Annotated in this window: 14 protein-coding genes and 2 pseudogenes; 9 read left to right on the top strand and 7 right to left on the bottom strand. The window is 68.1% G+C overall.

What is annotated here, in order from left to right:
- Window positions 1–349: 349 nt before the first annotated feature.
- Window positions 350–959 (bottom strand): annotated as a pseudogene (locus DEU38_RS18170) (flavodoxin family protein).
- Between the two features lie 145 nt (window positions 960–1,104).
- On the opposite strand from DEU38_RS18170, the gene DEU38_RS29840 reads away from it, so the two are divergent.
- The 4 genes from DEU38_RS29840 to DEU38_RS29295 all read left to right on the top strand — a co-directional run bounded on the left by DEU38_RS29840 (window position 1,105) and on the right by DEU38_RS29295 (window position 3,660).
- Window positions 1,105–1,374 carry a hypothetical protein gene (locus tag DEU38_RS29840; RefSeq protein ID WP_397484732.1) on the top strand — a complete coding sequence of 90 codons (270 nt, stop codon included), beginning with the start codon at window positions 1,105–1,107 and terminating at the stop codon, window positions 1,372–1,374.
- Between the two features lie 232 nt (window positions 1,375–1,606).
- Window positions 1,607–1,957: a hypothetical protein gene (locus tag DEU38_RS28545; protein ID WP_181818834.1), complete on the top strand. Its 351-nt coding sequence runs from the start codon at window positions 1,607–1,609 to the stop codon at window positions 1,955–1,957.
- Window positions 1,958–2,182: 225 nt separating this feature from the next.
- A complete protein-coding gene (locus tag DEU38_RS18185) occupies window positions 2,183–2,659 on the top strand; it encodes a DUF4383 domain-containing protein (RefSeq protein ID WP_114722807.1) in 477 nt (158 codons plus the stop codon).
- Between the two features lie 521 nt (window positions 2,660–3,180).
- Entirely contained in the window at window positions 3,181–3,660 is a 480-nt protein-coding gene (locus DEU38_RS29295) for a DUF6098 family protein (protein WP_254622522.1), read from the top strand.
- Window positions 3,661–4,167: 507 nt separating this feature from the next.
- Here DEU38_RS29295 and DEU38_RS18205 read toward each other — a convergent pair.
- A pseudogene (locus tag DEU38_RS18205) lies at window positions 4,168–5,235 on the bottom strand (NAD-dependent epimerase/dehydratase family protein).
- Between the two features lie 32 nt (window positions 5,236–5,267).
- Complete coding sequence (locus tag DEU38_RS28550) at window positions 5,268–5,417, bottom strand: hypothetical protein (protein ID WP_174910631.1); 150 nt, start codon at window positions 5,415–5,417, stop codon at window positions 5,268–5,270.
- 57 nt (window positions 5,418–5,474) lie between these two features.
- Between DEU38_RS28550 and DEU38_RS18210 the strand changes: the two genes are divergently transcribed.
- Window positions 5,475–5,654 (top strand): 2-hydroxymuconate tautomerase family protein, encoded by a 180-nt coding sequence (locus DEU38_RS18210; protein ID WP_114722808.1) that lies wholly within the window; start codon window positions 5,475–5,477, stop codon window positions 5,652–5,654.
- 8 nt (window positions 5,655–5,662) lie between these two features.
- On the opposite strand, the gene DEU38_RS18215 is transcribed toward DEU38_RS18210, so the two are convergent.
- The 3 genes from DEU38_RS18215 to DEU38_RS18225 all read right to left on the bottom strand — a co-directional run bounded on the left by DEU38_RS18215 (window position 5,663) and on the right by DEU38_RS18225 (window position 7,782).
- The gene (locus DEU38_RS18215; protein WP_181818835.1) at window positions 5,663–6,400 is read right to left on the bottom strand and encodes a transglutaminase family protein; all 738 of its coding nucleotides are present in this window, start codon (window positions 6,398–6,400) and stop codon (window positions 5,663–5,665) included.
- Window positions 6,401–6,473: 73 nt separating this feature from the next.
- The gene (locus DEU38_RS18220; RefSeq protein WP_114722809.1) at window positions 6,474–7,262 is read right to left on the bottom strand and encodes an AraC family transcriptional regulator; all 789 of its coding nucleotides are present in this window, start codon (window positions 7,260–7,262) and stop codon (window positions 6,474–6,476) included.
- 25 nt (window positions 7,263–7,287) lie between these two features.
- The gene (locus DEU38_RS18225) at window positions 7,288–7,782 is read right to left on the bottom strand and encodes a MarR family winged helix-turn-helix transcriptional regulator (protein ID WP_114722880.1); all 495 of its coding nucleotides are present in this window, start codon (window positions 7,780–7,782) and stop codon (window positions 7,288–7,290) included.
- A gap of 150 nt (window positions 7,783–7,932) precedes the next feature.
- On the opposite strand from DEU38_RS18225, the gene DEU38_RS18230 reads away from it, so the two are divergent.
- The gene (locus DEU38_RS18230) at window positions 7,933–8,700 is read left to right on the top strand and encodes a dioxygenase (protein WP_114722881.1); all 768 of its coding nucleotides are present in this window, start codon (window positions 7,933–7,935) and stop codon (window positions 8,698–8,700) included.
- Between the two features lie 6 nt (window positions 8,701–8,706).
- On the opposite strand, the gene DEU38_RS18235 is transcribed toward DEU38_RS18230, so the two are convergent.
- On the bottom strand, window positions 8,707–9,165 hold the full coding sequence (locus tag DEU38_RS18235; RefSeq protein WP_114722810.1) for a peroxiredoxin: 459 nt from the start codon (window positions 9,163–9,165) through the stop codon (window positions 8,707–8,709).
- Between the two features lie 58 nt (window positions 9,166–9,223).
- Between DEU38_RS18235 and DEU38_RS18240 the strand changes: the two genes are divergently transcribed.
- The 3 genes from DEU38_RS18240 to trpC all read left to right on the top strand — a co-directional run bounded on the left by DEU38_RS18240 (window position 9,224) and on the right by trpC (window position 12,441).
- Window positions 9,224–10,825 (top strand): anthranilate synthase component I, encoded by a 1,602-nt coding sequence (locus tag DEU38_RS18240; RefSeq protein ID WP_114722811.1) that lies wholly within the window; start codon window positions 9,224–9,226, stop codon window positions 10,823–10,825.
- Window positions 10,818–11,552: a TIGR02234 family membrane protein gene (locus DEU38_RS18245; protein WP_114722812.1), complete on the top strand. Its 735-nt coding sequence runs from the start codon at window positions 10,818–10,820 to the stop codon at window positions 11,550–11,552. The genes DEU38_RS18240 and DEU38_RS18245 overlap by 8 nt, the downstream gene beginning before the upstream one ends.
- A gap of 79 nt (window positions 11,553–11,631) precedes the next feature.
- Window positions 11,632–12,441 (top strand): indole-3-glycerol phosphate synthase TrpC, encoded by an 810-nt coding sequence (gene trpC, locus DEU38_RS18250; protein ID WP_114722813.1) that lies wholly within the window; start codon window positions 11,632–11,634, stop codon window positions 12,439–12,441.
- The last annotated feature ends 16 nt before the right edge of the window (window positions 12,442–12,457 follow it).

Below are 12,457 nucleotides of genomic sequence, written 5' to 3' on the forward strand. Positions count from 1 at the left end.
GTCGACGTACGACGCGCGGGCCACCGCCGGAGTATTGCCGAGTTCGGTCGCGACCGCCCGCATGGCCTGTGCCTCGGCGTGACGTGCGCAGGTCTTCTTTTTTTTGGGGGGGTGAACTGGTCGCCGAGAAACTCGTGGAAGCGCTCGCCGACGTCGTTCGCTCGCAGGTCGTGCCATCCGTCTGTGTCCCGGTCCGCGAGGAAGCGATCCTCCCAGGGCCGGCCCGGCCCTATCGACCGAGCGACCGGCACCAGCCCGGGCGGTCACTCCTGGCGGCGCCGCGCAAGTGCCGCACGCCTGCCGGTGCCCGGCTCGTCGGCGCTGCTGCGGGGCAGTTCGACCGACTCGCTCACGTCGCCGGATACCGTTTCTCCCGCAGCGCTCGCGCGAGGTGTGCCGCGTTGGCGGCCAGAGTCGAGTTCGTCGAGGCCACTGCGTCGGGCACCTCGTCCAGATCGTTGTAGTCCCCGGGAGTCATCGCCTCACCGTTCCAGTACGTGCACCCCTGGGCGGGCACGGAGAAGCCGATGTCGTTCAGTGCCTGGAACAGGCTAGCGACGATGGCGTGCGCGCCGTCCTCGTTCCCGACGACGGCAGCGGTTGCGACCTTGTCGAACAGGACGGGACGTCCGTCGTCGTCCGTTTCCGAGAGTTCGGCGTCGAGGCGCTCGAGAACCCGCTTCGCGACGCTCGACATCTGCCCCAGCCACGTGGGCGTCGAGATCAGCACGATGTCGGATTCGAGGACCGCGCGCCGCAGGGCCGGCCACTCGTCGCCCCCTCCCACTGTCCTTCTCGACCCCGGGAGCGACGTGGTGGTCCACGACCCGGATCGTTCGGCCCGAGATGCCGTTCTTCTCGAGTTCCCCCAGGACCTGACGGGCGATCAGATCGCTGCTCGACGGTCCGGGGGAGGGTTTGAGCGTACAGACGAGGGCGAGTGCGGTCGGTTCTGTCATGACCACGAATACCCCTGTTCGGCGATCTCATGCATGCGGCAGGGAATCCGCAAGGTCGGTGTTGACGGCGTTTCGCAGTACGGGATTACGTTACGGGACAGATCAATTCGACACCGGACTCGACGTTCTTGCCGATGGTGACGTCGTGGTTCTCTGCCTATCCCTGTACAGCTCGGTTCCCGTTCCCGTCTTCCGTACCGACTGGGCGAGCGCCGAACTGTCGAAGTACGCGTGCAACGGTTTCATGGCGGTGAAGGCGTCCCGCACGAACGAACTCGCCGACCTGTGCACCGCGATGGGCGCCGATGTGCCGGAGGTGACCGCCGTGATGGCCGCCTCATCGACGCGCGAAACTCTCGACGCCGCCGCACTGGCTGCGTGCGGATTCTCCTACCGGGGAATCGGACGATGGTAATGGCCGAGTCGCTCACGAGTCGTCGTGCCGGCGTTCGCGGTGCACGTCGTTCATCTGCCGGGTCTTGCCCTCTGCTGTACCGGCTTCCGACGTCGGCGAGTTGCCCTGGCGCCTGCGATATCACCAGCGCACGTTGACCGCGGCGACGATCACCACGAGTGCGACGATGACCAGTATCTCCATCAGCTGTAGCTCCTGACCGTGCCTTCGCTCCGGAGGGCTACTTCTCAGGGTGAGTTGTTTCTGGCGGGTGATCCTCTCCACGTCGGGTACCCGCCTGATGCGCCGGCCCCACCCCTTCGTCGGACGTGGACGGCTGTTCGTGTTCCACGCCGCTTCGCTGTGCCTCACCGCTGCCGTCGGGATCTCCGGCGCGTGCACGCATGTGCTCGGCGGACTTCGCCTCCCTCTGGCGATCGTCGTACGGGGGCACGGCGGCCTCGTCGGAAGACGATCCGTGCCCCCCGGCATCCGGGGACGCCTGCCAGCCCGGTTCACCCGACGAGATCGTGGATTCGTCCTCGAAGGCGCCCTCGCGTCGATGCTCGCCTGCGCTGGGGTCGTCGGCTCCGGTGTCGCGTGAACCCGGGGCTCCTCGTTCGGACTGTGGTTCCTCGCCCAGATGTTCGCCCGGTCGCTGCGTCATGACTGCCTCCTCGATATCCGTCGGGCGGCGGAGTTCCTCGTGCATGTCGAGTACCCATTCGCCGGACTCGCGACACACGGATGTCTCGGGCGTGGCCGCGGTTGACCTTCGGCGATCGCGGGTATTCGGCAAGTGACCGACTCGAAACGGAAGGGGTGGGACATGTCCAGCGACCCTCGGCGGACATCTGCTCGGAAGCGCTCGGCGACGGAGGTGGTGGCTCTGGTGTTCGGCGTCGTGTTCCTCGTCGTCGGAATCCTGGGCTTCATTCCCGGAATCACGACCGACTACGACACGATGACGTGGGCGGGTCATCACTCGGATGCGAAACTGCTAGGAATCTTCGAGGTATCGGTACTGCACAACGTCGTACATCTCGCTTTCGGTGTGGCCGGAATCCTGATGGCACGCAGCATCGGGCTCGCCCGGGTCTATCTGATCGGCGGCGGAGTCGTCTACTTCGCTGTGTGGATTTACGGCGTTTCGATCAACCGAGACGACGCCGCCAATTTCCTTCCGGTCAACGACGCCGACAACTGGCTCCACCTGGGCCTCGCTGTGGTGATGATCCTCATCGGCGGGTTTCTCCCACCGTTGGAGACCCGGAACGCGGAACCGGCGTCGAGGCGCGTGGACTGACCATCAGGTCGGCTTCCTGAGCCCGACGGGGACCCGCCTGAGCGCTGACGTCAACCGCTCGAATACCGACCGGTCCGCGAGAACGGCGCTGCCGGTGCCGGCGCGGTCGACCATCCCCTCGGCCAAGTCGAGGACACGTGGACTGCTCGACGCCGATGCGTCGGCTGGAAGCCCCACGCCAGGTGGGCGACCGAGTACACCTTCGTGAATGGAAGCCTGAGCTGCTCGGCCGGCTCGGGTGCCGCGACGCCCACCGTGTGCGTCGTGTCACCGCCCACGAGGCGAGATGCTCGGTGCATCGCCGAGCGAATGCAATTGACGGTGCATTCCCGAGGCGCTCGGAAGTGAAAACGTGCGCGAGTCGCCGACAGGGCGCCGTGCGGGACTGCCGGGTCCGGGAGACCGACGGGATAGATGGTTGGGCGCGCGTCCGTCCGGGTATACGGACCGTGGCCGTGGCCGTCGTCGACGGAAGAGTATCGGGAGGTCTTCGTGCAGGTGCGGGTTCGGAGGGCACCGTCGTGAGCGGCGCGGTTTCGAATCGGGAGCCGCCGGGGGCGCCGCTCGTCGCCATCACGACATTGGCCGAACTGGTCGCCCTCACGGCGTCGACCCACGGCATCTTCCTGCGCTACTCGACCGGTCCCGCCCGCGATGCCGCCGACTGCCGGAGCCGGGACCGGGAATCGGGAATCGACATGCCGGGACTGGTCGTGACACCCCTTGCGCCCGAACCGTGGTGGCCCGGGTCGGCCGAGGAGTGGATGGCACGACGCCTCCACCGCTGTTGTGGTCTCGGCGAACAGGCTCGCGGTCGACAGAGCCCGGAGTCGGACTGCTTTGCCTGGCTGCTGACCGGCACCGTCATCGGTCACAGTCTGGATCTGGAACCACTCGTCACGCATTTCCGTCCCTTGGCGCGAATCCACCCCGCGGTACTCGAGGAGGCGGCCCGCCTGTACGAGCAGCAGTTCTTCCCGTCCACTCGATCCGAGCAGTAGGACTCGGCCGGATCCCATACGCAGTCCCCGAGTTGGAAGGCAATTCCGATGAAGAAGATCATCGCCACCGCACTGGTAGGTGCGGGCGCCGTACTCACGCTGACGGGCGCGCGGAGACGAGAACGACGACAGCACCGACACGACGATGCAGACGTCGATGGAGATGCCGGTGACCACGGGAGAACGAGACCGACGAATCCACCCCCACGTCGGTCACATCGACCGAACAATTGGGGACCTTCGATCAGGCGAAGCTCGATGCGTTCGTGGTCGCGTTCCGAACCGGCTACTCGGATCTCTCGGAGGACCGCGACGACGACAGCATCGAGAACATCGTCATCGCATCGTGCAACGACCTCGCCAACGGAATCAGTGAAGAGCAGGTGACCGAGAAGATTCGTGTGCTGGCGGCCAACAAGGGGGGCCGAGCCGTCGCAGGATCAGGCCGAGCAGATCTACCACATCGTCACACCGGCCTGCCCGTGACGCCGGCGTCCGGCGTCCGTCTCAGTCGTCCCGCTGTCCCGTTCCCGTCGACAGTTCGTGCAGTCGGCGTGAGACGGAATCGCCGGCCAATGGGGGAGTCGGAAGGCCCGCACCCGACCGGAGTCCGCCGAGGAAGGTCTCGAGAGTCTCCCGCGGAGTGAACCGCGGCTGCCAGTCGAGTTCGGTTTCGGCCCGCGTGCTGTCCAACAGTGGCAGCTGGAGGACGGTGTCGAGCAGTCCGGGGGAGGCGGGGAGCACCCGAAGGTGCCACGCCGGTGACGTCGCGAGTCGCAGCGCGCGGCGCGGTATCGGAACCGGGCGAGCGCCGAGAAGTTCCGCGAGGTACCGACCGTCGACAGCCGGCATCGACGCCAGGTTGAAGGCGCCCCGGACCGGGCGAAGTGCCGCCTGGACGATCGACGTCGCGGCGTCGCTCGTGTGCAGGACCTGGGCGTTCAGCCCATCGACCAGCGGGACTGCGGGAACCAGGCCGCGGCGAACCAGACTGCCCGGTACCAGAGGCCCGGCGAACAATCAGCGCTGCTCGGTGGCCGACCGCCGCTTGAACAAGAAGCACGGGCGAATCCGGACCACTCGCGTCTCCGGATGGCGGAGTTCCTCCGCGTCGAGCCAACGCTCGAGGTAGGCCTTCTCCATGGGGTATGCGGCGCCCGGCCAGCCGTGCGTGGGCCAGTCCTCTGCCACCGCGCGGTCCGACGGGTCGGGTGAATAGGCAGCGACCGACGACACGTAGACCAGCGCCGGCACGCGCTCGTCGGCGACCGCCTCGAATACACGGATGGCGCCCAGGACGTTGTTGTTCCAGGTGACTTCGGGCCTGTGAGTGGGCTGAAAGAGCCACGCGAGATGGATGACGACGTCGGCGCCGCGAACGAGGCCGCGGATGTCGTCGATGGTGGTATCGGCCACCACGAATCTCGTTTTCGGGTAGGCCAACTCGGTCGGACGCCGGGCGGCGCCGACGATCTCCCCGATGTGCCCGGCAGCGCTCAGCGCTTCGACGACGCTGGTGCCGACGTTTCCCGTCGCGCCGATGACGACCACCCGCAGAGCCCGATCGGTATCCATGGTCGGGAATTACCCGCTTCCGTCGTCGGTAATCATGCGCCGACGACGTTGCACCCGGAGCGGATCGGTCGGGAGAGGGTGTACTGGTCCCGATGGGGAAGGAACTCCTGAGCTTTCGCCTTGATCCCCTGGACGATGAATCCCCAGCTGTCCTCGTCGCCCGCCAGCACGGCGTGCAGCACCAAACATTCGCGGTCGCGCCTGCTTCTGCGTGCCCGGCGTTTGACACAATCTCCGGCATGCCGTTGATTCAGATCAGCCAGACGCCGGGACTCACCGCCGAGCAGAAGCGCGAGACCATCGCCGCCGTCACCGAGGCGTATGCCGAGGCGACCGGCAAGAACGCCTCCTCGGTGTGGGTCACCATCACCGAGGTGCCGCGCGAGCACTGGGGCGTCGGAGGCGAACCGCTGGGCTGATCTCGCGCTCAGGACCCGTCAGGCGCCGACGCCTCGCTTCTCGGGAGCGAGGCGCAACCGCGGAGCGAAGCGACCCTACGGTTCATTACGTGCCGGATAACCCGCTGGTACAGCAGGTTTCGGATTCCGCTGAGGTTGGTCCCGTGCTTTCGGTAGAACGCGTCCGGATCGTCGTGCGTGCCGAGATCGCGGTTCACTCCGGTCTTCTGAATCGCAGTATCGGTGCCGGTCCACGCGACCGGCGGGTCACCGATGTCCTCGGTCCCTGCACCGAAGCCGAGGAATGCGCCGCCCGACGCGACCGTGTCGCGTAGTCCGGTCAGGTAGTCGGCATCCAGGATGACGCCCTCCAGCTCGACCCACCGGTCTTCGAACCGGACCTCCGCCCAACTGTGGAGGATGTCCCGAGGCGCCAGACGGTAGAGAATTCCGTCGAGGACGCCCTTCTGCAGACTCTTGTCGATGGTCGCCCCGTGGAACCGACAGGGCACGCCGACGGCCCGCAGTAGGGTCATCAAGAGCGTGGTTTTGGTGTTGCACTGGCCGTAGCCGTCTGCGAGCACCTCGGAGGCTGCCAGTGCGTCGGATGAGTTGTACCCGAAGCCGATCTCGTCCCTGACGAAGTCGTAGACCGCGCCGATGCGGATTCCGTGGGGCAGATCGCGCCATCCGCGCTGTGCGATCAGCGCCTGAATCGAAGGGTGGTCGTAGTCGAGGAGGGGGGTGGGTTGCAGTCGAACGTCCATGACCCGAACGTATGCGGAGAGGGCATCGGAAGACTTGAACGTTGCGGCTGACTTTCCCCGCGAGCGCCCCCGGTCAGGAGGTGCCCTCCGGCCACGCATCGCGGTCGACCGTCATGCCCAGAAGGGCCGACGGGCTCAGGCCGAAATTGTTCTTGAACACCCGGCTGAGGTGCGAGGAGTCGCTGAACCCGGCCGCCACGGCGGCCTGAGTCAGGTTGTCTCCGAACGTCACTCGCTCGGTCACGGTCCGCAGACGGACCCACAGTGCGTAGCGTCGGAACGGGATGCCCACTTCGAGCGTGAACAGGTGGGTCAACCGCGAGGGGGAAAGGTGCGCCTCGGCGGCCGCGCGCGCGAGCGTGGGCTGTATACCGGGGGTCTGCTCCAGGTACCGCAGTGCCGCGCGCACCGGTTCGGACAGCCGGGCGGGCCGCTGTGGCGTTTCCGGGGTGATGGCCCGAACCAGGCTGTCGACGGCGGTCACGGGGTCCGCGTCGTCGGCGTGCTCGGTGGCGATGCGCTCGAGCACGGCCTCGAACTCCTGGCCGCGGCTTCGCTCACCGATGAGGCCGAGGCCACGACCACGCGGCCCGAACGGCTCGACGAGGATCAGGAGCAGGCGGCGCGAGGTGCAGTGGAGCCGGTGTGGTGCACCGCTCGGAACGATCGCGGCGGCGGTGTGATGGTGGTCGTCTTCGAACTCGAGGACGAAGGGTTCGTCCAGGGAGATCATCACCTGAACGGCGTGGTGCGCGTGCAGATCGGCGTCACCGCCGGCACCACGGTAGAGAACCGCCCCGGGCGTCAACGTGAGCAGGCCGCCCCACGGGAGGTGCGCAGGCGCCGTCTTCTTCATCGACATGGCCGCGAGCGTCGTGTGGCCTGCCCTAGGCCTTGCCGGTGCCCGCGGCGATGCCCTTGTCGAGTTGATCGACGAGCGCCTTGCCCAGCGACGACAGCTGGGCCACCTGGGCGGAATCGAGTCCCTCGAACACCAGCGCCTGCACGGTGTCGACGTGTCCGGGCGCGGCCTCGACCACCTTCGCGTAACCCTCGTCGGTCAGGACCGCGAACGCGCCCCGCGTGCCGGTGACGGTCTCGCGGCGCGCCCAGCCCCGCTTCTCCAATCGCGTGACGACGTGCGAGAGGCGCGAGAGCGAGGCGTTGGCCTGCTGCGCCAGTTCCGACAGTCGCAGCCGCCGGTCCGGTGCCTCCGACAGCACGGCGAGGACGAAGTACTCGAAATGCGTCAGGTCGGAGTCCCGCTGCAGTTGGGTGTCCAGCGCTGCGGGCAGTCTCGTGACGAGGGAGACGAGGGTTCGCCACGCGTCCTGCTGGGCTCCGGTGAGCCACGTGGTCTCGGTGTTGTCCTGCGCGCCCATCGGGTTGTTCTCCGATCGCTGAAAGTCGGTGTTCGGGTACCAGCGTGTCAAACGTCCGCCGCGGCCCGCTGGTCGGGGAATAGCAGATGACCGGGCGCGTTGAGTCACATGTTAACTTGAAGCTTCAACAAAGGAGTTCATGTGACCGTCATGCCTGCGATCTTCCTCAGCCACGGCGCGCCCCCGCTGGTCGACAGTGAGCGGTGGGTCCGCGAGCTCACGCAGTGGTCGTCCGACCTGCCGCGTCCCACGGCGATCCTCGTCGTCTCGGCCCACTGGGAATCGGCGCCGCTCACCATCGGCGCAATCGAGACCGGAACGCCGCTCGTCTACGACTTCGGCGGATTCCCGCGCCGGTTCTATGAGGTGACCTACGCCTCGCCCGGTGCGCCGGAACTGGCCCGCCAGGTCGCCGCGCTCATGCCGGACAACGAACCGGTCTACCACCAGCCGGATCGCGGCCTCGATCACGGCGCGTACGTGCCGCTGACGGTCATGTATCCGGACGCGGACGTGCCGGTCCTGCAGATCTCGATGCCGACCCTCGACCCGCAACGACTGCTCGAACTCGGGCGGCGTCTGCGCCCGCTGCGCGAGCAGGGTGTGCTGATCGTCGGTTCCGGCTTCACGACGCACGGGCTGCCGTTCCTGCGGGACCCCTCGCCGGAGGCGACGGCCCCCGGCTGGTCGGCCGAGTTCGACGCGTGGGCGGGGGAGCGGTTGGCAGCCGGCGACGTTGACGCCCTGATCGACTTCCGCGCGCAGGCGCCCGGAATGCCGTATGCGCACCCGACTATCGAGCACTTCGCTCCGCTGTTCGTCACCCTGGGTGCATCGAACGACCCGGAGCAGACGCCGCAACAGATCATCGACGGCTTCTGGATGGGCCTGGCGAAGCGGTCGATCCAGGTGGCCTGACGGGCGTCAGGCCCGGCTGCGGACGAGCTCGAGCGCCCGGTCGGCGTGCAGGTTCGGCCGCACCTCGCTCGCGATCACCTCGAGTACGGTGCGGTCGGTGTCGATGACGAACGTGGTCCGCTTGACCGGCGTGATCTTGCCGAGCAGTCCGCGCTTGACGCCGAACCGCTCGGCGACGGTGCCGTCGACGTCGGCGAGCAGCGGGTAACCGAACGACTGCGCGCGGGAGAAGCTTGCTTGCTTGTCGACGGTGTCCCGGCTGATGCCGGCCATGACGGCCCCCGCGGCGGCGAAGTCGGCGGACAGATCCCGGAAGTGGCAGGCCTCGGCGGTGCACACGGGTGTCGATGCGGCCGGGTAGAAGAACAGCACGAGCGGTCCGCCGGCGAGCAGCGACGTCAGCGTCCGACGTGTCCCGTCCTGGTCGGGCAGGTCGAATTCGGGCGCGAGCTCACCGGGCTTCATGGGCGCTGACGCTACCCGCGGGCGCGGGCGGAATCGACGTTCCTGGGATGATGGGTGCATGCGCGGCGAGTCCACCACCATCCCAGCAGCTACCTCGGCAGTTCTCGGCGAGGCGCCCCGGCACGATTCGACCACCACTCGTGAGCAGTTCCGGGCTCTCGCGGCGGAGCATCGTGTGGTTCCCGTCATCCGAAAGGTGTTGGCGGATGCCGAGACTCCGCTGTCGGCCTACACCAAGTTGGCCGGCAGCCGGCCGGGCACCTTCCTGCTCGAGTCGGCGGAGAACGGCCGGTCGTGGTCGCGCTGGTCGTTCATCGGCGCGGGCAGTCCCGCGGCGTTGACCGTGCAGGACGGCGAGGCCGCCTGGTTCGGCAACGTCCCGGTGGGCGCTCCGTCGGGCGGTGACCCACTGGAGGCGCTGGGACGGACCCTCGAACTGCTGCGCACCGAGCGTCTGCCCGATCTGCCGCCACTGACCGGCGGAATGGTCGGATTCCTCGGCTACGACGCCGTCCGCCGGCTCGAGCGCCTGCCCAGTCATGCCGTCGACGACCTGCAGATCCCCGAGATGGTGATGCTGCTCGCCACCGACCTGGCCGCGGTCGACCACCACGAGGGCGCGATCACCCTCATCGCCAATGCTGTCAACTGGGACGGTTCCGACGAGCGCGTGGACGCCGCGTACGACGACGCCGTCGCGCGACTGGACCGGATGACCGCTGCGCTCGCCGCGCCGGCTCACTCGACGGTCTCGACGTTCGCCCGCCCGCAGCCCGATTACCGTCGCCAGCGCACTACCGAGAGCTTCGGTATCGACGTCCGCCGGCTGATCGGTGAGATCGAGGCCGGCGAGGCCTTTCAGGTGGTTCTCTCGCAGCGCTTCGAGATGGATTGCGCTGCAGAGCCGATCGACGTCTACCGGATGCTGCGGGCCTCGAACCCGAGCCCGTACATGTATCTGCTGCAGGTACCCGGCGCGGACGGGAACACCGCGTTCTCGATCGTCGGGTCGAGCCCCGAGGCGCTCGTCACCGTGAGTGAGGGCGTGGCGACCACCCACCCGATCGCGGGCACGCGGTGGCGCGGCGCCACCGAGGAGGACGACATCCTGCTCGAGAAGGACCTGCTCGCGGACGAGAAGGAGAACTCCGAGCATCTGATGCTCGTGGACCTCGGCCGTAACGACCTGGGCCGGGTGTGCGAGCCGGGCACGGTGAAGGTTCACGACTACCGCCACATCGAGCGCTACAGCCACGTGATGCACCTGGTGTCGACCGTGACCGGACGTCTGGCGGAGGGCAAGCACGCGCTGGACGCGGTGACCGCCTGCTTCCCGGCCGGCACGCTGTCGGGTGCGCCCAAGGTTCGGGCGATGGAACTGATCGACGAGCTCGAGCCGACCCGCCGCGGAATCTACGGTGGCATCGTCGGATACCTGGACTTCGCGGGCGATGCGGACACCGCGATCGCGATCCGCACCGCGCTGATCAAGGACGGCACCGCATACGTCCAGGCGGGCGCCGGCGTGGTGGCCGACTCGGACCCCGTCTACGAGGACACCGAGGCAAGGAACAAGGCGATGGCGGTCCTGAGCGCGATCGCCGCGGCACAGACGTTGCGGTCCTTCGGGGACCGTTCGGAGGTGAACACCGGTGAGTGAGAACGAGTCCGGCGGCCGGAACTCCGGCCGCCGCGCGACCGGGGTGGCGGCGCTGCTGCTCGCGGTGGCAGCGGCGTGCCTGTGGGGCTCGTCGCGGATGACGTGGGTGACGGTGACGTCGTCCGACGGGCTGGGCGAGGATCGCGTGACGAACCTCGACGGCGGCACGTGGGCCGCCGCGACCACACCGCTGGCGCTCGCGCTGGTCGCGGCGATCGCGGCCGCGTTCGCGGTGCGCGGGTGGCTCGTGCGGGTGCTGGGCCTGCTGGTCGCGGTCGTCGCGGTGGTCGCCGCGATTCCCGCGATCGGCCTGCTGACCGGTGGTGCTTCCGACGAGAAGGCTGCGGACATTGCCGGATTCGAGCGGGTCGCCACGCAGGTGACGGCGACCGAGGTCTCCGTCCTGCCCGCGGTGCTGGTGCTGGTGGGCTCGGTGGTCGCACTGGCGGCGGCCTTCGTGCTCATCCGGAAACCGGCTGCGACGGGCGGACTCTCGTCCAAGTACGACAGTCCGGCGGCCCGCCGCGACGCTGCCGCCAAGCGCGGCGCCGTCGACAAGAAGGACGAGCCGCAGACGCAGCGCATGCTCTGGGATGCGCTCGATGCCGGCGAGGACCCCACCGTCGACGACGGTGACAGGGCTCCCGGTGCTGGTGAGTCAAGCCCTTCGGCGACGGATGTGAGCAAGGACACCGGCCAGTCGGGTACCCGCCGGGAGACCGAATAACCCCGACCTCTAGGCTGAGTCAAGATCCGATGAGGTACCTCACACATCGGTTGACATGCCGGAAAGGACTCGAGCCACGATGACCGTTCTCGACTCGATTCTCGACGGGGTGCGCGCCGATGTCGCCGCCCGCGAAGCCGTTCTCGACCTGGCCGCCGTCAAGGCCGCCGCTGCCGCAGCGCCTCCCGCACTGGATGCCGCCGCGGCCCTGCGCGCCCCGGGCATCGGCGTCATCGCGGAGGTGAAGCGCGCGAGCCCGTCGAAGGGCGCACTCGCCGACATCCCGGATCCTGCCGTGCTCGCGTCTGCGTACGAGGCCGGTGGGGCGCGGATGATCAGCGTGCTCACCGAGGAGCGTCGCTTCCATGGTTCGCTCGCGGACCTCGACGCTGTCCGCCGGGCCGTGAACATCCCGATCCTGCGGAAGGACTTCATTGTCGGCCCGTACCAGATCCACGAGGCGCGTGCGCACGGCGCGGACGTCATCCTGCTGATCGTCGCGGCCCTCGAGCAGCATGTGCTCGCGTCGCTGCTCGACCGTACCGAGTCGCTCGGGATGACCGCTCTGGTCGAGGTCCACACCGAGGCCGAGGCGGACCGCGCACTCGAGGCCGGAGCCAGCGTCATCGGCGTCAACGCGCGCAATCTCAAGACCCTCGAGGTCGACATGGACACGTTCGGGCGGATCGCTCCGGGCCTGCCCACGAATATCGTCAAGATCGCCGAGTCCGGCGTCCGCGGCACCGCCGACCTGCTGGCGTACGCGGGTGCCGGCGCGGACGCGGTCCTCGTCGGCGAAGGTCTGGTGACCAGCGGCGACCCGCGGACCGCTGTTTCCGATCTGGTCACGGCGGGCGCCCATCCGTCGTGCCCCAAGCCGGCTCGCTGAGTCGTCGCCCGCCGGC

The sequence above is a fragment of the Rhodococcus sp. AG1013 genome, from assembly GCF_003350365.1.
Classification (GTDB): Bacteria; Actinomycetota; Actinomycetes; order Mycobacteriales; family Mycobacteriaceae; genus Prescottella.